This is a genomic window from Archangium primigenium (assembly GCF_016904885.1).
In the GTDB taxonomy this organism is placed as follows: Bacteria; Myxococcota; Myxococcia; order Myxococcales; family Myxococcaceae; genus Cystobacter; species Cystobacter primigenius.
Window position 1 is genome coordinate 8,912,496 of record NZ_JADWYI010000001.1, and the last position, 18,499, is coordinate 8,930,994.

Annotated in this window: 17 protein-coding genes; 9 read left to right on the plus strand and 8 right to left on the minus strand. The window is 69.9% G+C overall.

The window, feature by feature from the left end; genetic code table 11:
* Nucleotides 1–5: 5 nt before the first annotated feature.
* The 5 genes from I3V78_RS36590 to I3V78_RS36610 all read right to left on the minus strand — a co-directional run bounded on the left by I3V78_RS36590 (nucleotide 6) and on the right by I3V78_RS36610 (nucleotide 6,748).
* On the minus strand, nucleotides 6–1,193 hold the full coding sequence (locus I3V78_RS36590; protein ID WP_204495325.1) for a hybrid sensor histidine kinase/response regulator: 1,188 nt from the start codon (nucleotides 1,191–1,193) through the stop codon (nucleotides 6–8).
* A complete protein-coding gene (locus I3V78_RS36595; RefSeq protein WP_204495327.1) occupies nucleotides 1,190–1,633 on the minus strand; it encodes a response regulator in 444 nt (147 codons plus the stop codon). Before I3V78_RS36595 ends, I3V78_RS36590 begins: the two co-directional genes overlap by 4 nt.
* On the minus strand, nucleotides 1,633–3,861 hold the full coding sequence (locus I3V78_RS36600) for an ATP-binding protein (RefSeq protein ID WP_204495329.1): 2,229 nt from the start codon (nucleotides 3,859–3,861) through the stop codon (nucleotides 1,633–1,635). The genes I3V78_RS36595 and I3V78_RS36600 overlap by 1 nt, the downstream gene beginning before the upstream one ends.
* The gene (locus tag I3V78_RS36605; protein WP_204495331.1) at nucleotides 3,858–4,475 is read right to left on the minus strand and encodes a biliverdin-producing heme oxygenase; all 618 of its coding nucleotides are present in this window, start codon (nucleotides 4,473–4,475) and stop codon (nucleotides 3,858–3,860) included. Before I3V78_RS36605 ends, I3V78_RS36600 begins: the two co-directional genes overlap by 4 nt.
* Nucleotides 4,476–4,585: 110 nt before the next feature.
* The gene (locus I3V78_RS36610; RefSeq protein WP_204495334.1) at nucleotides 4,586–6,748 is read right to left on the minus strand and encodes a S8 family serine peptidase; all 2,163 of its coding nucleotides are present in this window, start codon (nucleotides 6,746–6,748) and stop codon (nucleotides 4,586–4,588) included.
* 151 nt (nucleotides 6,749–6,899) lie between these two features.
* Between I3V78_RS36610 and I3V78_RS36615 the strand changes: the two genes are divergently transcribed.
* The 7 genes from I3V78_RS36615 (at nucleotide 6,900) to I3V78_RS36645 (ending at nucleotide 14,039) form a co-directional block, all read left to right on the plus strand.
* The gene (locus tag I3V78_RS36615) at nucleotides 6,900–8,027 is read left to right on the plus strand and encodes an ABC transporter ATP-binding protein (protein WP_204495336.1); all 1,128 of its coding nucleotides are present in this window, start codon (nucleotides 6,900–6,902) and stop codon (nucleotides 8,025–8,027) included.
* The gene (locus tag I3V78_RS36620; protein WP_204495338.1) at nucleotides 8,014–9,102 is read left to right on the plus strand and encodes an ABC transporter ATP-binding protein; all 1,089 of its coding nucleotides are present in this window, start codon (nucleotides 8,014–8,016) and stop codon (nucleotides 9,100–9,102) included. The genes I3V78_RS36615 and I3V78_RS36620 overlap by 14 nt, the downstream gene beginning before the upstream one ends.
* A gap of 24 nt (nucleotides 9,103–9,126) precedes the next feature.
* Entirely contained in the window at nucleotides 9,127–9,993 is an 867-nt protein-coding gene (locus I3V78_RS36625) for a carbohydrate ABC transporter permease (RefSeq protein ID WP_204495339.1), read from the plus strand.
* Nucleotides 9,990–10,781: a carbohydrate ABC transporter permease gene (locus tag I3V78_RS36630; RefSeq protein ID WP_204495341.1), complete on the plus strand. Its 792-nt coding sequence runs from the start codon at nucleotides 9,990–9,992 to the stop codon at nucleotides 10,779–10,781. The genes I3V78_RS36625 and I3V78_RS36630 overlap by 4 nt, the downstream gene beginning before the upstream one ends.
* A gap of 21 nt (nucleotides 10,782–10,802) precedes the next feature.
* A complete protein-coding gene (locus tag I3V78_RS36635; protein WP_239576923.1) occupies nucleotides 10,803–11,066 on the plus strand; it encodes a DUF2160 domain-containing protein in 264 nt (87 codons plus the stop codon).
* 4 nt (nucleotides 11,067–11,070) lie between these two features.
* Nucleotides 11,071–12,852 (plus strand): ABC transporter substrate-binding protein, encoded by a 1,782-nt coding sequence (locus I3V78_RS36640; protein ID WP_204495344.1) that lies wholly within the window; start codon nucleotides 11,071–11,073, stop codon nucleotides 12,850–12,852.
* A 95-nt stretch (nucleotides 12,853–12,947) separates the two neighbouring features.
* A complete protein-coding gene (locus tag I3V78_RS36645) occupies nucleotides 12,948–14,039 on the plus strand; it encodes a leucine-rich repeat domain-containing protein (protein WP_204495346.1) in 1,092 nt (363 codons plus the stop codon).
* On the opposite strand, the gene I3V78_RS39655 is transcribed toward I3V78_RS36645, so the two are convergent.
* On the minus strand, nucleotides 14,030–15,349 hold the full coding sequence (locus tag I3V78_RS39655; RefSeq protein ID WP_239576925.1) for a hypothetical protein: 1,320 nt from the start codon (nucleotides 15,347–15,349) through the stop codon (nucleotides 14,030–14,032). The genes I3V78_RS36645 and I3V78_RS39655 overlap by 10 nt on opposite strands.
* Before the next feature lie 58 nt (nucleotides 15,350–15,407).
* Between I3V78_RS39655 and I3V78_RS36655 the strand changes: the two genes are divergently transcribed.
* Nucleotides 15,408–15,863, plus strand: a complete 456-nt coding sequence (locus tag I3V78_RS36655; RefSeq protein WP_204495348.1) for a hypothetical protein — start codon at nucleotides 15,408–15,410, stop codon at nucleotides 15,861–15,863.
* Nucleotides 15,864–15,902: 39 nt separating this feature from the next.
* The gene (locus I3V78_RS36660) at nucleotides 15,903–16,766 is read left to right on the plus strand and encodes a ketopantoate reductase family protein (RefSeq protein WP_204495350.1); all 864 of its coding nucleotides are present in this window, start codon (nucleotides 15,903–15,905) and stop codon (nucleotides 16,764–16,766) included.
* Between the two features lie 4 nt (nucleotides 16,767–16,770).
* Here I3V78_RS36660 and I3V78_RS36665 read toward each other — a convergent pair whose 3' ends face one another.
* A complete protein-coding gene (locus tag I3V78_RS36665) occupies nucleotides 16,771–17,661 on the minus strand; it encodes an EamA family transporter (RefSeq protein ID WP_204495352.1) in 891 nt (296 codons plus the stop codon).
* Between the two features lie 52 nt (nucleotides 17,662–17,713).
* Nucleotides 17,714–18,469: a hypothetical protein gene (locus I3V78_RS36670; RefSeq protein WP_204495354.1), complete on the minus strand. Its 756-nt coding sequence runs from the start codon at nucleotides 18,467–18,469 to the stop codon at nucleotides 17,714–17,716.
* Nucleotides 18,470–18,499 lie beyond the last annotated feature (30 nt).

An 18,499-nucleotide genomic window follows, 5' to 3' on the forward strand; every position in this document is an offset into this window, starting at 1 on the left:
GGCATCTAGGGCGGGCGCGTCTCGGACGGCGGAGCGGGCGGCTCGCCCACGCGCACCTGCCGGGGCAGGCACACGGTGAAGGTGGAGCCCCGGCCTTCCTCGCTCTCCACGGCGAGCGTGCCCCCGTGCATCGTCACCAGCCGGTAGGCACTGGCCAGCCCCACCCCGCTGCCGGAGATGGCCGGCGCCACGTTGCGGCCCCGGCGGAAGCGCTCGAAGATGTGGGGCAGGTCCTCGGCGGGAATCCCCATGCCGTGATCCTGCACCTTCAGGCACACCCAGCCGCCCGGCCCGGGGGACGCCTCGCTCAGCCACACGTCGATGGCGCCGCCCTTGGGGCTGTACTTCACGGCGTTGCCCAGCAGGTTGTCCAGCACCCGCTCCAGGCTGGCCGCGTCCCACTGCCCGAGGAAGTCCAGGCCCTCCACGTGCAGGTTCACCGGGTGCGTGGCCGCGAGCGGAATGAGCTCGCGCACCTTGTTGCGCACCATCATGAGCAGATCCACCGACTCGCGCCGCAGCGGCCGCTCCCCGCCCTTGGACACGGCCAGGAAGTGGTCGATGAGCTCGCTCATGCGCTGGGTGCCCCGGAGGATCTGCTCGAGCCGGGCCTCCACGCCCGGCGTGTGGGCGGACTCGGGCAGCTGGCGGCGCAACAACTGGGTGCTCAACAGGATGCTCTGCAGCGGCCCCTTGAGGTCATGCGTGGCGATGGCGAAGAACTCGTCGCGCACGGCGAGCGCCGCGCGGGCGGCCTGCTCGGCGCGCTCCGTCTGCTGCCGCCGCTCCTCGAGCTCGCGCGTCATGCGCATGTTCTCCACCGCGTTGGAGAGGCTGCGCCGCAGCCGCTCCGGGGAGAAGCCGTCCTTGAGCAGGTAGTCGTGGGCCCCCGCGCGCATCGCATCCACCGCCACGCGCTCGTTGCCACTGCCGGTGAAGACCACCACCGCCGGCATCTGCGGGCCGCACCGCTCCCGCAGGCCCTGCAACAGGGCCACGCCGTCGATGCCGGGCAGGTGGAAGTCCAGCACGACGGCATCGGGCATGGGCGGCTGCGCCAGACGCTCCAAGGCCTCCTCGGCGGAGCCGGCCAGCTCCACGTCCCATTTGGTTCCGGTGTCCTTCTCCAAGGCACGCCGCAACGCTCGCTGGTCCGCGAGACTGTCGTCGACCAGGAGCACACGCAAACTCATCCCCAGCGCTCCCCGTCCGGTAGTCGAGCGACCCCGAACCAGAAGCGCTCCAGGGCGAACGCCACGTCCTTGAGTTCCGCCGGCTCACTCGGCTTGAACAGGTAGCTGTTGGCGCCCGCGTCATACGCCCCGTTCACGTCCTCGGAGCGCGTGGAGTTGGAGAAGATGATGACGGGCAGCCCGCGCAGCGCGGGGTCCGCCTTGAGTGTGCCGAGGATCTCCCGGCCACCGATGCCCGGCAGGTTGAGGTCCAACAGCACCATCACCGGCCGGGGCGCGTCCGCGTAGGCCCCCCGTTGATAGAGGTAGTCGAGCGCGCTCTCTCCATCGGTGACGCGCACCACGGGCCAGGACAAGGGCAACCGACGCGCCAGGCGCTGCAGGGCCTCCGCATCCGGATCACTGTCCTCGACGAGCAATAAGGGTCGCTTGGTGTCCATCACCCCGGTCCTTTGCCCAGGGTAAAGTAGAAAGTGGAACCCTGGCCGGGCGCGGATTCCACCCACAAGTCGCCTCCGTGAAGCAGGACGAGCCGGCGCGAGATGGACAACCCCGCGCCACTGCCGCCTCCGAAGGAATGCGCCGGGTGCAGGCGCCGGAACATCTCGAAGATGACCTCGTGGAACCGCTCGGGGATGCCGATGCCGTTGTCGCGCACGTAGAAGACGTATTCATTGCCGTGCCGACGCGCCGAGGCCAGGGGCTCGTCGGGCGCGATGAAGCCCGCTTCCACCCAGCGCGGCGTGCCTGGCTGGTGGTACTTGGCGGCGTTGGTCAGCAGATTGGCCCAGACCTGTTGGATGCGGACGCGGTCGCACTCCACCCGGGGAAAACGGCGGGGCATCCGGATGGACACCTGGTTCTCCACCAACCGGGCGGACACCGTGAGGACCACCTCGTCCACCAGGTCCTGCATGTCCGTCTCACCCCAGGCCAGGGACAGGCGCCCCACCCGGCTGAACTCGAACAGGGCATCCATCTGCCCCTGCGTCCGGCCCGCCAGCCACCGCACCTCTTCCAGTTGCTTGCGGCCCTCGCTGCCCACCGCCTCCCCCACATCCTCCAGGAGGAAGCTCACGTACTGCTGGATGCCGCGCAGCGGCTCCTTGAGGTCATGCGCCACGGTGCCACCGAAGGCGTCCAGTTCCGCGTTGGAGCGGGACAGGGCCGCCGCATGCCGCAGCAACACGCCCACCAGGGCCCCCCGGAGCGCCGTGGCGCTGGCCTGGTCCTCCGCAGACCAAGGCACACTGGCGCCCCGGACCGTCTCCTGCCAGGCGTCGAAGGAGGCACGCGGATGCAGCCGGCGCACGCCCGGTCCCTCCACCACGGGCTTGCGGGGATTGCCCGCCCAGCGAATGGTGCGTGCCACCTCGGGACGGAACCAGACGATGAAGCGCGGCGCGCCCGCGTCCAGCCGCACCACGAGCAGACCGCTGGCCACATCCGCGTAGGCCCGCGCGGGCGGGTGGAGCTGCCCCAGCTTCTCGGTGTGCAGGGTCGCGTCGAAGGACTGCGCGCCGAGCCAGGCGGCCAGGGCCCCCACCTCGTCCAGCGTGGGCGTGGCGCCCAGCAACACGGGCGTCTCGCCCAACAGCAGCGCCGCGCCCGTCGCGTGGGTGAGCCCGAGCAGCAGGTCCGCATGCCGCGACAGGGACGTGGTCAGCGCGGTGTCCTCGGCGGACAGCCGCTCCACCAGTTGCGCCTGGAAGGACGCGCGGCGGGCGAGCTCCTCGGACATCGTCGCGCGCTCCTCGGAGGCGAGCTGCAGCGACACCAGGCGCGCCAGCACATCGCAGGCGCGGCGCGTGGCGGCCGGCACCTTCAGCGGCTGGCGGTGGTGGCACGCGACGAGGCCCCACAACACGCCGTCTCGCACCAGGGAGATGGACATGGACGCACGCACATCCATGTTGGCCAAGTACTCCAGGTGCACGGGCGACACGCTGCGCAGCGCCGAGTCGGACAGGTCCAACGGCCGCCCCAGGCCGGGGAGCACCGCGGGCACCAGGGGCACGGGCGCGGCGCGCGCGTCCGCGATGAGGCGCAGCGTGCTGCGCACGTACAGAGCCCGGGCCTGCGCGGGGATGTCGCTCGCGGGGAAGTGCAGCCCCATGAAGCTGTCCATGGCCGGGTCGAGGCTCTCGGCCACCACCTCGCCATGCCAGTCCGCGTCGAAGAGGTACACCATCACCCGGTCGAAGCCCGACAGCGCCCGCACGGCGTTGGCCACTTCCTGCAACAGCCCGCGCGGCCCCTGCGCCCGCGTCAGCGGCGAGAGCAGTTGGTTCACCCGCGTCAGCGCCTCCTCCTCGGAGGACGACTCGACGACGGGCTCCAGGTCCAGCACGGCGAGTCCATCACGGCGGTGCAAGAGGCCCACGAAGACGCGGCCCGCCGCCTCGATGCGCAGCGCGCCTCCCGCGGGCTGCGTCAGCGCGCGCGACACCAGGGCCAGGGACGTGGGGTGCAGCACGTCCGCCAGGGGTCGGCCCAGCAGGGCCTGGGGCGACACCCCCAGCCACTCCTGCGTGTTGGCGCTCACCACCGCGAGGCTCAAGTCCGGCTCGCTGAAGGCCAGCAGGGCCCCATGAGGCTGAATGCCTCCGAGCAGGTGGATGGGTTCGCGATCGCACTCGGTCAGTTCAGTGTCGGTGACAGGGGTCATGAGTCGTGGATCTCGCGGAACCGGGCCTCGAAGGTCTCGAAGGCATCCTGGGCTCCTTGAATCACCCGGGGCGCCTGAGCGGGCTCCGGACAAATGCGCAGCGCGGCCTCACCGAAGGACTTCCACATGGGCCCCACGGCATCGCCGTAGGCGCGGAAGAACGCGAAGCGTCCCACGGACTGGCCCTCGAAATGACGCACCAGCTGCCGCAGGATGATCTGCCCACCCAGAGTGGAGCCCTCCAGCACGTAGAGTGCACCGAGGGCCTCGGGGACGCCCGGCACCGAAGGCGGGTGGGCGAGCGCGGGCAGGCGCGCCAGCGAGGCCTCGTCGTGGCCCAAGGCCAGGAGGTCCTCACGCAAGAGCGGCAGCTTCCAGCGCTCCGCCAGGAGAAGCTCGGAGGAGAAACCATCCAGCGCTTCGGCGAGCAGGGGTTCGAGCGCGCCATGCACGGCGTGGAGGGCTTCCAGATGTCGGCGGTATCCCTCCGGGCTCAGGCCCGGGGACATCAACCGCACGACACGCTCGGCGCGCTCGTGGTGGGGGCGGGTTTCCGCCTTCAACTGCTGGAGCAGGTTACGGGATTCGGAAAGGAACACGGCGCGCGGGAGCATGGCCGCCCTCCCTCGGCGAGGAAACGACTCCCTCGTCCAACTGTCCACCTGTCGCCAGCCGGATGCGGCGGAGGCTCGCTCCGCCGCCCTGCCGGCTGGCACCGCGGACGTCAGTCCTCGAAGAAGGTGGGCACGAGGGAGAAGTTGACGCCCGTCACCGTCTGGCCCGCCTTGAGCACGATGGGCTCCACGTTGGCGACATCCCGCCAGTAGCCCACGCGGTCTCCGTCATCGATCTCGTTGTTGCCGTTGTCGTCGATGGCGGCGATCACGTAGTAGGTCCGCGCGGTCAGCGTCGCGCTGTAGGCGTACTGGCTGGCGGCGGTGACCAGCCCCACGCCCTCCTTGTCGTCGAAGGTCAGCTCCCCGTCCGTGCCCTCGTAGAGGAAGATGAGGATCGCGTCGCGGTCCGTCTGGTAGCCCACGCGGAACTTCACCGACACCGTCTGGCCCGTGCCGCTCTCCGGGGTGAAGGACAGCTGCGCCTCGTAGTCCCCATCCGACAGGCCAGAGGAACTCATGGCCACGGGCATCCAGACCGTGCTGTAGGCGGGCACGGAGATCGTCGCGCCCCCGGGGAAGGACAGGGCCCTGGCCTGCGACCCGGACGTCGCCACCGCCGCCGTCACCTTGAGCGTCCCGCCGCCCACGTTGCGCACCGGCACCGCGCGCGTGCCATTGCCCAGGAACGCGAGCCGCGTGCTGCCCAACGCCAGGCGGGGCACCGCCGAGGTGTTCAGACTGCCCGTGGCGCGCAGCACCGCCGTGTGGGCGTTGATGAGTCCGGCGCCACAGCCCTCGGTGCACTTGGCCGTCCCGTCGGCGGTCTCCTGGAAGATCGTCTTGATCTGCGACGTGGTGAGCGCGGCGTTCTTCGCCTTCATGAGCGCCACGATGCCCGCCACGTGCGGCGAGGCCATGCTGGTGCCCTGGTAGTAGGCCCACGTGGACTTCTTGTCCTTGTCCTGCATCGTCGAGAGCACCCCATCCGGGTACTTGTCGCCGTCCTGGTCCTCGGCCGTCTCGCCACCGGTGGCCATCACGTGCACGGCGGTGCCGAAGTTGGAGTAGCTCGCGCGCTTGCCATCGAAGCGCGTGGCGCCCACGCAGATGACGTTCTGCTGGTTGCACGGGGAGAAGGCCTTGGCGTCCACGTTCGAGTTGCCCGCGGCCACGACGATGACCACGCCCATCCGGGTGACCTCGTCGATGGTCTCCTGGAGCGCGGCGCTCGGGCTGATCTCTCCGCCCAGGCTCATGTTGATGACCTTGGCCGGGTTCGCGTTCTTCTGGAGGCCCGGGACATCCAGGCCCGCGGCCCAGCGCACGCCCGTGATGATGTCCGCGAAGTCACCGCCCTCGGCGCCCAGCGCGCGCACCGGCACGAGCTTGCCCTTCCACGTCACGCCCGCGACGCCGTAGCCCTCGTTGGACACCGCGCCGATGGTCCCCGCCACGTGCGTGCCATGGAACGAGGAGCCGCCGTTGGGCAGATCCTTGCCCACGTCCGTGGGGTCCATGTCCATGCCGTCGCCATCGCCCGCCGCGGCGGCATCGCGCATCACGTCCGCGCCCTGCACCAGGCGCGCGTTGAGGTCCGGGTGCCGCACGATGCCCGAGTCCACGATGGCGATGGTGATGTCGTCCCCACCGGTGCTCACGTCCCAGGCCGCGGGCAGGTTCATCAGCGGGTAGTGCCACTGGTCCCGGTAGCCCGGATCGTTCGGCGTGGCGAACGCATGCACGCGCACGTTCTTCTCCGCGAACCGCACGCCCTTCTGGGACGCCACGCGCCCGGTGAGCTCCTCCGTCTCGCCCACCCGCATGGCGCGCAGCCCCACGGGCGCGTAGCCAATGAGGTGGACGTGATCGGAGATCAGCCCCTTGTGCACCGCCTGATAGCCCGACAGCTCCACCCGCGCGAGCGCCTCGGCCTCGGTGAGCCGCGCCTCCTCGAAGCGCACGAGCACGTCACCGGGAACCGCCTCGGCCCCGGACGTCGACCCCGCGGTGAGCGCCTGCGTCTGGGCTTGACGCTTCGCGCCAAGCCACTGGTTGGCCTGCGCGAGCGCCTGGCGCGCGACGGGCTCGCGCAGCAGCGCGGGCGCGGGGCGCGGCGGCAGCGCGGCCGAGGAGCGGAAGGGCGTCAGCGTGCCGCCCACCCGGCCCGTCTTCACGGTGGGCTTGGGCGTCGAGGGAGTGGGCGTGGTGGGCTCCTCCTCCTCACACGCGGAGAGAACCAGGAGGCTCAGCAAGGCGAGACGACGGATCATAGAAGTCCTTAGACGAGACGGAGACGGCCCTCGGGAACAAAGCAGGAACCGCGCCATTCCGCATCCCCCCACGGCCGGCTTCTGGACCCGGGCGGAGGCTTCTCCCTACAGTGCGCCCGCGGTCGCTCCTGGCCTGAAGACACAACGAGGGATGCATCGGGTGAGGCAAGGCATCGAGCTGGACGGAATCACGCGCGTCGTGGGCGGAGAGACGCACCTGTCGGACATCCACCTGCGGCTCGAGCCCGGCTCCTTCCAGGTGCTGCTGGGCCGCACACGCGCCGGGAAGACCTCGCTCCTACGGCTGCTGGCGGGGCTGGACGCGCCCACCGCCGGACGGCTGCGCGTGGACGGCCAGGACGTCACCCACGTGGACGTGCGCCGCCGGGACGTGGCCATGGTGTACCAGCAGTTCGTCAACTACCCCTCGCTCACCGTCTACGAGAACATCGCCTCGCCCCTGCGGCTGGCGGGCAAGCTCGACGCCAAGGCGTTGGACAAGCGCGTGCGGGACACGGCCGCGGCGCTCCGGTTGGACCCTTTCCTCCAGCGCCTGCCCGCGGAGCTGAGCGGCGGCCAGCAGCAGCGCACCGCCATGGCCCGCGCGCTCGCCAAGGACGCCTCGCTGCTCCTGCTCGACGAGCCGCTGGCCAACCTGGACTACAAGCTGCGCGAGGAGCTGCGCACGGAGATCCGCCAGCTCTTCCGCGGCCGGCCCGCCGTCGTGGTGTACGCCACCACCGAGCCCACCGAGGCGCTGCTGCTCGGGGGTCAAACGGTGGTGCTGCACGAGGGGCGTGTGCTGCAGGCGGGCCCGACGCTGGAGGTGTACCAGCGCCCGGCCAACGAGCAGGTGGGGCAGGTCTTCAGTGATCCGCAGATGAACCTGTGGGACGCGGAGATCACGCCGGACGGCCGCGCCCGCCTGTCCTCCGACGTGGACTTCCCGCTCACCGGACACCTCCGGGGCCTGACACCGGGCCGCTACCGCCTGGGCCTGCGCGCCCACCACCTGGGGCTCGCGCCCGCCTCCGCCGAGGACATCCGCGTGCCCGCGCACGTGGAGCTCGAGGAGGTCAGCGGCTCGGAGACACTGGTGCACGCGGGTCACGCGGGGCTCGCGCTCGCCGCCCAGTTGGAGGGCGTGCACCGCCACCCCTCGGGCGCGCCGGTGACGCTGTTCATCCCGCCCTCGCGTCTGTTCGCCTTCACTCCCGGCGGCCCGCTCGTGGCCGCTCCCCCGTTCGCTTCGCAGGAGGCCGCGCATGGCCCGCATTGAGCTTCGCGGCGTCGCCCACGCCTATGGACCGGCGCCCACCTCCGACAAGGACTACGCGCTCCGGCCCCTGGAGCTCACGTGGGAGGACGGCGGCGCCTACGCCCTGCTCGGCCCGTCCGGCTGCGGCAAGACGACGCTGCTCAACATCATCTCGGGGCTGCTCAAGCCCTCGCACGGGCAGGTGTTGTTCAACGGCACGGACGTCACCGCCGAGCCGCCCCAGCGGCGCAACATCGCCCAGGTGTTCCAGTTCCCGGTCATCTACGACACCATGAGTGTCTTCGAGAACCTGGCCTTCCCGCTGCGCAACCGCGGCCTCGGCCCGGACGAGGCGCGCGCGCGGGTGGAGGAGGTCGCCGAGCTCCTGGAGCTCACCCCGGACTTGAAGATGCGCGCGAGCGGCCTGTCCGCGGACATGAAGCAGCGCGTGTCGCTGGGCCGGGGGCTCGTGCGCCGGGACGTGGCGGCCATCCTCCTGGACGAGCCCCTGACGGTCATCGATCCGCACGTGAAGTGGCTCTTGCGCCGCAAGCTCAAGCAGGTGCACGAGCAGCTCAAGATGACGATCGTCTACGTGACGCACGACCAGGTGGAGGCGCTGACGCTGGCGGACCGGGTGGTGGTGATGAACCAGGGCCGGGTCGTCCAGATGGGCACGCCGCGCGAGCTGTTCGAGCGCCCGGTGGACACCTTCGTCGGCTACTTCATCGGCAGCCCGGGCATGAACCTGCTGCCGTGCACCGTGGAGGAGGGCGGCGTGGTGGTGGAGGGACACCGGCTGCCCCTGGACGCGGGCCTGTGCGCGCGGGCGCGCGGCGCCGGCGGCGAGTTGCAGCTCGGCATCCGGCCCGAGTTCGTGCGGCGCGTGCCCGAGGCCACCCCCTCCTCCGTGCGCGTGGAGATCACCCAGGTGGAGGACCTGGGACGGCACAAGCTGGGCACCGCGCGGCTGGGCACCCAGACGCTCAAGGTGCGGCTGTCCGAGGAAGAGCGGCTCGCGCCCGGTGACACCTGCTGGCTGGAGCTGCCCCCCGCGTGGACCCTCCTGTACGCGGCGGGCCACGCCGTTTCCTGAGTCCCGAGCCCGAGAGACAACCCCATGGAAAAACCCACCCGACAGAGCGCCTGGTTGATGGTGCTGCCCGTGCTCGTGGCCGTCGCGTTCAGCGCCGTCATTCCCCTGATGACGGTGGTGAACTACTCGGTGCAGGACATCCTCGGCCCGGAGCAGCGCGTGTTCGTGGGCACCGAGTGGTTCAGCAAGGTGCTGCGCGATCCGGAATTGCACGGCGCCCTGAGGCGGCAGCTCGGCTTCTCGTTCGCGGTGCTCGCGCTGGAGATTCCGCTCGGCGTGCTGCTCGCGCTGGTGCTGCCCAAGGCGGGCAAGGCCGCGTCGGCGAGCCTCGTGCTCGTGGGCCTGCCCCTGCTCATCCCCTTCAACGTGGTGGGCACCATCTGGCAGATCTTCGCCCGCGGGGACATCGGCCTGTTCGGCGTGGCCATCAACGCGCTGGGCATCTCCTACAACTACACGGCGAGCGCCCTGGACGCCTGGCTCACGGTGCTGCTCATGGACGTGTGGCACTGGACGCCCCTGGTGGCGCTCCTGTGCTACGCGGGCCTGCAGGCCATTCCCGAGGCCTACTACCAGGCGGCGCGCATCGACGGCGCCACGGTGTGGGCCACGTTCCGCTTCATCCAACTGCCCCGGCTGCGCGGCGTGCTCACCATCGCGGTGCTGCTGCGCTTCATGGACAGCTTCATGATCTACACCGAGCCCTTCGTGCTCACCGGCGGCGGCCCCGGCAACGCCACCACCTTCCTGAGCCAGTACCTCACCCGGCTCGCGGTGGGGCAGTTCGACCTGGGCCCGGCGGCGGCCTTCTCGCTCGTCTACTTCCTCATCGTCCTCTTGTTCAGCTACGTCTTCTACACCGCCATGACCCAGCAGAAGGAGGCGCGATGAGACGCCTCGCCGTGCCCCTGTATCTGGCCCTGAGCTTCACGCCCATCTACTGGCTGGTGTGCATGTCGCTCAAGACGAACGAGGAGATATTGGGCGACTTCTCCGCCTGGCCGCGCGCGCCCACGCTCGACAACTACACCACCATCTTCACGGACCCCTCGTGGAGCATGAGCTACGTGCACTCGCTCACCTACGTGAGCATCAACACGGTGCTCTCGGTGCTGCTCGCGCTGCCGGCCGCCTATGCCTTCTCGCGCTACCGCTTCCTGGGCGACACGCACCTGTTCTTCTGGCTGCTCAGCAACCGCATGTCCCCGCCCGCCGTCTTCCTGCTGCCCTTCTTCCAGCTGTATTCGAGCATCGGGCTGTTCGACACGCCCTGGGCGGTGGCCTTCGCGCACATGCTCTTCACCGTGCCCCTGTCGGTGTGGATCCTCGAGGGCTTCATGTCCGGCGTGCCCCGGGAGATCGACGAGACGGCCTACATCGACGGCTACAGCTTCCCGCGCTTCTTCACGCGCATCTTCTTTCCCCTCATCCGCTCGGGCGTGGGCGTGACGGCGTTCTTCTGCTTCATGTTCAGCTGGGTGGAATTGCTGCTCGCGCGCACGCTCACCTCCGTGGAGGCCAAGCCCATCGTGGCCGCCATGACGCGCACGGTGAGCGCGGCGGGCATGGACTGGGGCGTGCTCGCCGCGGCGGGCGTGCTCACGCTCGTGCCGGGCGCGGTGGTCATCTACTTCGTGCGCAACTACATCGCCAAGGGCTTCGCCCTGGGAAGGGTGTGAGCCGTCATGGACTTCGAATGGATGGCCTGGACGCTCCCCACCGCGGGCTTCTTCGGCTTCATCGTCCTCACCCTGGCGGCCTACACGGTCTGGGGCATCCGCGCCCCGTCCCTGCCCCGCCGGGGCCTGTTGCCCATGCCCACCACCCGGGGAGACCGGCTGTTCGTGGGCCTCTTGGGCAGTGCCTTCATCCACCTCGCCTGGGTGGGCCTGACGGATGCCTCCGTCTGGGTCGCCACGGGCCTGTCGTTGTTGTTCCTCGTCTTCATTTCCCGCTGGGGGTAGCACCATGAAGAAAACCGTTTGGACACTGGCCGTGGCCCTGGCCGTTCCCATGGCCGGCTGCAAGAAGGAGTCGAAGCCCGCGGACGCGGAGAAGCCCGCCGCCGCCGCGCAGCCGCAGCAGGTGGACACCGCCGCCCTGGAGAAGGCGGCCGAGAAGTGGGTGGACGAGGAGTTCCAGCCCAGCACCCTCTCGCGCGAGCAGCAGCTCGCGGAGATGAAGTGGTTCCGCGACGCCGCCGCGCCCTTCCGCGGGCAGACCATCAACGTCGTGTCCGAGAGCATCGACACGCACGTCTACGAGTCCAAGACGCTCGCCAAGGCGTTCACGGAGATCACCGGCATCACCCTCAAGCACGACATCATCCAGGAGGGCGATGTCATCGAGAAGCTGCAGACCCAGATGCAGTCGGGCCGCAGCATCTACGACATGTACGTCAATGACAGCGACCTGATCGGCACCCACGTGCGCTACGGCCACGTGGTGCCGCTCACGGACTTCATGGAGGGCGAGGGCAAGGACGTGACGCTGCCCACGCTCGACATCGACGACTTCATGGGCAAGAGCTTCGTCACCGGCCCGGACGGCAAGATGTACCAGCTGCCGGACCAGCAGTTCGCCAACCTCTACTGGTTCCGCCACGACTGGTTCAGCCGCCCCGACCTGCGCGAGCGCTTCAAGAAGAAGTACGGCTACGAGCTGGGCGTGCCGGTGAACTGGTCCGCCTACGAGGACATCGCCGACTTCTTCACCAACGACGTGAAGGAGATCGACGGCGTCAAGGTGTACGGCCACATGGACTACGGCAAGAAGGACCCGTCCCTGGGCTGGCGCTTCACCGACGCGTGGCTGTCCATGGCGGGCGCCGGCGACAAGGGTCTGCCCAACGGCAAGCCCGTGGACGAGTGGGGCATCCGCGTGGAGGGCTGCAACCCCGTGGGCGCCTCGGTGACGCGCGGCGGTGACACCAACGGCCCCGCCTCCGTGTACGCGCTCACCAAGTACATCGACTGGCTCAAGAAGTACGCCCCGCCCCAGGCCGCCGGCATGACGTTCTCCGAGGCCGGCCCCGTGCCCGGCCAGGGCAACATCGCCCAGCAGATCTTCTGGTACACGGGCTTCACCGCCCCCCTCATGAAGCCCGGCCTGCCCGTGGTGGACGACAAGGGCCTGCCCAAGTGGCGCATGGCCCCCTCGCCCCACGGCCCCTACTGGGAAGAGGGCATGAAGCTCGGCTACCAGGACACCGGCTCGTGGACCATGCTCAAGAGCACCCCGCTCGAGCGCCGCAAGGCCGCCTGGCTCTACGCCCAGTTCGTGGTGGCCAAGACCACGTCCCTCAAGAAGTTCATGGTGGGCCTCACGCCCATCCGCGACTCGGACATCCGCTCCGAGCACGTGACCAAGGTGGCCGACAAGTTCGGCGGCCTCGTGGAGTTCTACCGCAGCCCCGCGCGTGTCTCGTGGACGCCCACGGGCACCAACGTGCCGGACTACCCGAAGCTCGCCCAGCTCTGGTGGCAGAACATCAGCCTCGCCGTGGAAGGCGAGAAGACGCCCCAGGAGGCCATGGACACGCTCGCCTCGCAGATGGACGACGTCATGGGCCGCCTGGAGCGCGCGGGCATGAAGAACTGCCCCCCCAAGCTCAACGAGGTGAAGGACGCCAAGTTCTGGTTCGACGCGCCCGGCGCCCCCAAGCCCAAGCTCGCCAACGAGAAGCCCAAGGGCGAGACCGTGCCCTACGAGCAGCTCATCCAGGCCTGGAAGGAAGGCCGCGTGAAGTAGCGCTTCCCGCCGCTGCAAGTCCGAGCGCCCCGCTTCGACCCACCCAGGTCGGCGGGGCGCTTCTTTTCGCCCCCGGCGTGGACTACGGGGAAGGCATGGCGAAGAAGACCCCCTCCCCCGCCCAGGCCTGGAAGCGCCTGGAGAAGCACGTCCTCCAGACCCTGGGCGAGGACGCGGCGGGCACGTACCCGGAAGCCCTCGAGCCGCGCGCGCTCGCCTTCCCACACGCGTTCGATGACACGCCCCTGCTCCCGCCGGACTACCTCGCCTTCGTGAAGGCGCTCGGCTACCGGTGGCTGTCCACCGGGGACGGGGCCCTGGCCTTCCCGCCGCCCCGCTGGAGGCTCCACCTCTCCCAACAGATGGGCGAGCCCGAGCGCGCCTGGACCGAGGTCCGCGCCGAGCGCGAGGCGGGAACCCATCCCTACCGCTTCGTGATGTTCGCCTCGCACGACATCAACGACACCAACGGCTACGCCTTCGGCCCGAGCGCGGAGGGCGGCGCGCTCGTCGTCTGGACGGTCGAGGACAGCCTCCCCGTGGAGGAGTGCGGCGCCTTCCCGGAATGGCTCGAGCACCAGCTGCGGGAACTGGAGGAGGCGCTCGCGCGACACGAAGCCGGAGAGGGCGAGGCGCCCGAGGGCGACCCCCTGGGCCTGGAGGGCGAGTCCCTGCCCCTCCGGAAGAAACGCCCCCAGGCCAAGGGGCCCGAGGCCGTGCTGGCCGCGTTCGACCGGACGGAGAAGGAACTCACCCTGAACGGGCGGAAGCTGGGCGAACTCCCGCCCCTGATCGGAGAGTTCTCCGCGCTGGAGCACTTGTGGCTGGGTTCCACCGGCCTCAAGCAACTGCCCCGGGAGCTGGGCCAGCTGCGGGCCCTGAAGCGGCTGGACCTGTCCTTCAACCGGGAGCTGAGCGCCCTGCCCCCGGAGGTGGGCCAGCTCCAGTGCCTCGAATCGCTGAACCTGCGCGCCACCCGCCTCGCGTCACTCCCGGACGAGTTGGGGCAGCTCCCGCACCTGCGCTTCCTCAGCCTGGAGGCCTCGGCGATGACATCCGTGCCGCCGTGCCTCTTCCACCTGAAGAGCCTGCGCACGCTGGACTTCCACGCGCCCGCCATTCCCCGCGAGCAACTGGAGGCCCTGCGCCAGGCGCTGCCCGACTGCGCGGTCGGCATCTACGCCTGAGCGTCGTCCTCCAGCTCGCGCAGGTTGCGCTCCGCGATGCGCGTGAGCAATACCACGCGCTTGTAGAGCCAGTCTCCGAAGGGGACGATGCGCTCGGGCTTCACCCGGCGCGGCAGCTCGTCCAGGGTGTCGTCGAAGGGGATGATGGCGAACTCCCCGGTGGGCGACTTCACGCGCTGGTCGAAGGCCCACGAGCACCCGGTGTGCCAGCCCCCGTGGAACACGTGCAGCTGCTTCAGCGCCTCGTTCCCGGTGGCCTCCGCCTGCGCCGTGATGTCGTAGTCCCCCGCCTCGGGCAACTCCAGACAACTCCAGCCGCCGCCCGTCACGTTGCCGCAATAGAACATGTCCAGCCCCGCGTTGGCCTGGTCATCGAGGATCCACGTGAGGGTGCCGTACACCCGCACGAAGTAATCCCAGCTCGACTCGTTCGCCTCGGGCGCCCGCGGCCCGGCCGCCCTCCAGCGCCCCACCCGTCCGGCGTGCGTGTCGAGGAAGAAGTCGGGGTGTCGCTCGACGGACGCGACCCGCGCGCGCTCCGTCTCCAGGTCCAGGCACTCCGTCACGAAGTGACCCTGGGGAACACGGGTGTGCAAATCCTTCAGCAGGGCGACGGCCGCGTCCACGGCCTCGTGGGCGGTGGTGGGCTTCGCCTGGGGGGCCTTCTTCGCGGGCGCCTTGCGCTTGGGCGCGCCCTTGACGGGCTTCGGGTCCGGATTGGGGAAGCGGGCGGGCATGAGCTCGACGAGGTAGCTCCGGAAGCCCTCCCGTTCCTGGGCCTGGATGCGCTCCTCGGCGAGCGCGATGGCGGCCTCCCGGCTCGGCAGGGACACGGCCTCGCGCATGGACTCCATGACCGCCGAGCCATCCACGCGCACGGTCCACCCCTGGGAGGACGCGTCGCGGTACTCGCGCACCGTCACCTGCGTCTTGGTGGCGTTCCAGGGCGTGCCCTCGTTGAACCGGAGCGTCCGATAGCGCGCGAGCAGGGACTCGACCTCCGAGGCATCGGCGAGCGACTGGACGGAGCGCCCGTTCAACACGCCCCGGCGGACCACGGCCTTCTCGCCCCGGACCTCCACGTCGACGAAGAGCTGGTTGCGCACCTGGTAGAGCGTGAACCGCGCCGAGACGCTGGCCGGCCCGGGGTCCACGTGTGTGTCGTTCGTGAAGAGGACGCCATCGCTCCACACGCGCAGCATGGCGTTCTCGTCGTAGAACCAGACCTCGCGCTCGGAGTCGATCGGTGGTTCGACGTAGTAGAGGCGTGCTCCCCCGTTGAGGCCCTCGATTCGCTTCCAGTCGGTCATGGTGGCTTCTTCTCATAGGAGTTTGGAGAATGCGCGGGAACCCCGACAGGAACTTTTCATGCGCGCATCTCCCCTGCTTCTCCTGCTGCTCGCCGCCCCCGCCGTGGGCGAGCCCACCGCGAGCAAGCCCACCCTCGCCAGCGTCGAGGCCCGCGTCTTCGATCGGCAGAAGGGCGCCATCGTCACGATGGAGGAGTCCTCGGACGCCTACGGGATGAACTCGGATGCCGTCATCCTCGTGAAGCTGCAGGGCACCTACCAGAGCGAGAAGCCCCTGACGCTCAAGCTCGTGGTCAGCGCGCCCAAGGAGTCCTCCGAGGCCACGGGGGACAGCCCCGGCTGGAAGGTCACCCAGACGAAGACCCTGGAGGTGCTGTCCGAGGATGGCAACACACAGGTGCCCTTCCTCGTGCCCTACCGGTGCGCGTCCGCCGTCAAGGTGACCGTCACCCTGACAGGCCCCGGGGTCAAGGGCAGCAAGACGCTCGACACGTCGTTTCCCTGCGCCGAGTAATCGTGCGCCCCGCGCGGGCGGGGATTATTCGGGAGCGCCATGAACATCGCCATCGTGGGCCCCGGAGCCATCGGCAGCACCTTCGCCTACCACCTCGCCCGAGCGGGCCATGACGTCACCGTCGTCGCGCGGGGCCAACGCCTCGCGTACCTGGAGAAGACGCGCGCCATCGTCACCTCGGAGGGTGAGCGCGCGCCCGTGCTGGTGAGCGGCGCGCTCGACACCCAGACGCCGTGGGACCTCGTGCTCGTCAGCGTGCTCGATCACCAGGTGGACGCGGTGCTGCCCACGCTGAGCCAGAGCGCCGCCAGGCAGGTGATGTTCATGTTCAACACCTTCGCGCCGTTCGACCGGCTGCGCGACGCGGTGGGCGCGGAGCGCTTCGTGTTCGGCTTTCCCGCCATCGCGGCCCAGCTCCAGGAGGGCAAGCTCAAGGCCCAGGTCATCCCGCGCGCGCTCTCGTTCCTGCAGATCACCATCGTGACGGACCCCCGCTGGGCGGAGATCTTCTCCAAGGCCGGCATCCCCACCGACACGCAGCCCGAGATGCACAGCTGGCTGCGCACGCACGCCGCCCTGGTGGCGCCCGTCATGACCACGTGCCTGCGCGCCTACCAGCGGGGCCGTGGAATCACCTGGGAGGAGGCCCGCGAGATGGCCGCCGCCATGGCCGAGGGCTTCGACCTCGTGCGCTCCCTGGGACATCGGCTGACGCCCTCGAACCTGGAGACCTTCAGCAAGCTGCCCGCGCGGTCTCACGCCCTGCTGTTCTGGGCGATCAGCCGGAGCGCTGCCCCGGCCACATTCGCCAATCAGGGACCCGCCGAGGCGCGCGCGCTCATCGACGCCATGGCCACCGCCGCGCCGGGCCAGAGCGCGCGGCTCCAAGCCCTGCGGCCCTGAGCCCTCACGCCTCCAGGGGCGGCGGCGGACGACGCGCCGCGGTGAGCGTGGAGCCCGCCGAGGCCCCGCTCACCAGCACCACCGCGAGCCATTGCAGGGACGTGAGCCGCTCGTGCAGCAGCAGGAAGCCCAGCACCGCCGCCACCGCGGGCTCCAGGCTCATCAGGATGCCGAAGGTGCGGCTGGGCAGCACCCGCAGCGCCGCCATCTCCAGGGTGTAGGGCAGCGCGCTCGACAGCAGCGCCACGCCGAGACTCGCGCCCAACAATCCCGGCGTCAGCCTCGCCATCCCGCCCTCGGAGAGGGACACGGGCAGCACGACGAGCGACGCGAACACCATGCCCACCGCGACGCCCTGTCCGCTGGACATCACCCGCGACAGGCGGCCGCCCAGCACGATGTACCCCGCCCAGCAGGCGCCCGCGAAGAGCGCGAGCAGCACGCCCTTCATGTCCAGCGCGCCCGGCGCCCCGCTCCATGGCGTCAGCAACACGATGCCCACCGCCGCCACCAGCACCCAGAAGAAGTCCGCCAGGCGCCGCGAGCCCAACACCGCCACCAACAGCGGCCCCACGAACTCCAGCGTGACGCCCAACCCCAGCGGGATGCGCGCGATGGCCATGTAATAGGTGAGGTTCATCAGGCCGAGCGTCAACCCATAGGGGATGACCGCGGCCCACTGCGCCCGGGTGAAGCGCAGCAGGGGCGGACGGAAGGCCGCGAGCAGCATGACCGCGGCCAGCACGATGCGCAGGCCCGCCACGCCCGCCGCGCCGAGCGCCGGGAACAACCCCTTGGCCAGCGCCGCGCCTCCCTGCACACTGACGATGGCGAGCAGCACCGCTGGCAGGGGCGGCAGGGTCCAACGGGAGCGGCCCTCGGGGACCTCTTGCATGGCGGCGGACCCTAACCGCTCTCATGCGCCGCCCCAAGCGCCACGCGCCGGATCAGGGCTCCAGGGATTGCAGCGGAGAGGTTCGTTTCCCCACGGGCAGGTAGCACTTGCCCTGATGCACGGCTTGACTCTTCACGAGGCACGGCGGCTTGCGGTCGAGCGCCATCCAACAACCTCCGTTGATCTCCACCTCGTCCCGGTCGACATCACAAGGCGGTTTTGCTTGGTTCCGAAAAGGTTTTTCGGGCATCGGGTAGGCGATGGGGAGGGGCCCTGTCTCCGCAGCGTTGATCGTCTGCGCCGCGTCCGTGGGCCCCGCACTGACCATGCCAAGCCCGCTTCGCGGTTCCTCCGCGACACGGCTCGTGACGGAGAGACACGAAAGCAGGCTCCCAACACACAGCAACAGACCCACGAGGCCCGCCCTGCCCCAGACAACACTCAGTGCCGAACGCAACCGCCCTCGCGTCATATGGGCCCCGACCCGCGCGTTGTCCTCCACCCGAGTGAGCGCGGCGAAGACCAGGGCAATGAGGTCCACCAACTTCGTCAACCGCCCTGACGGGGGTGAGCGCTCTACTTCAATTCTCACGAAGCCCCGTGAGCGCTCGCTGGAGATGCGCACCTGCCAACCCTCCTCGAGGTCCCAATCCACGCGCGTCTCGGGCCGTAGTACCAGGGCGGAGTTTCCGTTGCGCTCGTTGCGCGCCTCGTGGAGGCGGCCCAGTTCAGGGCCCACCTCTTCGCATTCGCGCCCGAGCAGGTATTCCCCCACCCGATCACCCTGCCCCTTCGTCTCGTCCTCCACGTGCCCCTCCTCGCGCTCCCACGACAGGCC

Bases quoted from the DNA above. Each gene is read 5' to 3' on its own strand.
- I3V78_RS36615 (WP_204495336.1), top strand. From the start codon at position 6,900: ATGCATCGGGTGAGGCAAGGCATCGAGCTGGACGGAATCACGCGCGTC.
- I3V78_RS36665 (WP_204495352.1), bottom strand. From the start codon at position 17,661: ATGCAAGAGGTCCCCGAGGGCCGCTCCCGTTGGACCCTGCCGCCCCTG.
- I3V78_RS36640 (WP_204495344.1), top strand. From the start codon at position 11,071: ATGAAGAAAACCGTTTGGACACTGGCCGTGGCCCTGGCCGTTCCCATG.
- I3V78_RS36595 (WP_204495327.1), bottom strand. From the start codon at position 1,633: ATGGACACCAAGCGACCCTTATTGCTCGTCGAGGACAGTGATCCGGAT.
- I3V78_RS36655 (WP_204495348.1), top strand. From the start codon at position 15,408: ATGCGCGCATCTCCCCTGCTTCTCCTGCTGCTCGCCGCCCCCGCCGTG.
- I3V78_RS36645 (WP_204495346.1), top strand. From the start codon at position 12,948: ATGGCGAAGAAGACCCCCTCCCCCGCCCAGGCCTGGAAGCGCCTGGAG.
- I3V78_RS36660 (WP_204495350.1), top strand. From the start codon at position 15,903: ATGAACATCGCCATCGTGGGCCCCGGAGCCATCGGCAGCACCTTCGCC.
- I3V78_RS36590 (WP_204495325.1), bottom strand. From the start codon at position 1,193: ATGAGTTTGCGTGTGCTCCTGGTCGACGACAGTCTCGCGGACCAGCGA.
- I3V78_RS39655 (WP_239576925.1), bottom strand. From the start codon at position 15,349: ATGACCGACTGGAAGCGAATCGAGGGCCTCAACGGGGGAGCACGCCTC.
- I3V78_RS36625 (WP_204495339.1), top strand. From the start codon at position 9,127: ATGGAAAAACCCACCCGACAGAGCGCCTGGTTGATGGTGCTGCCCGTG.
- I3V78_RS36620 (WP_204495338.1), top strand. From the start codon at position 8,014: ATGGCCCGCATTGAGCTTCGCGGCGTCGCCCACGCCTATGGACCGGCG.
- I3V78_RS36600 (WP_204495329.1), bottom strand. From the start codon at position 3,861: ATGACCCCTGTCACCGACACTGAACTGACCGAGTGCGATCGCGAACCC.
- I3V78_RS36605 (WP_204495331.1), bottom strand. From the start codon at position 4,475: ATGCTCCCGCGCGCCGTGTTCCTTTCCGAATCCCGTAACCTGCTCCAG.
- I3V78_RS36635 (WP_239576923.1), top strand. From the start codon at position 10,803: ATGGCCTGGACGCTCCCCACCGCGGGCTTCTTCGGCTTCATCGTCCTC.
- I3V78_RS36610 (WP_204495334.1), bottom strand. From the start codon at position 6,748: ATGATCCGTCGTCTCGCCTTGCTGAGCCTCCTGGTTCTCTCCGCGTGT.
- I3V78_RS36630 (WP_204495341.1), top strand. From the start codon at position 9,990: ATGAGACGCCTCGCCGTGCCCCTGTATCTGGCCCTGAGCTTCACGCCC.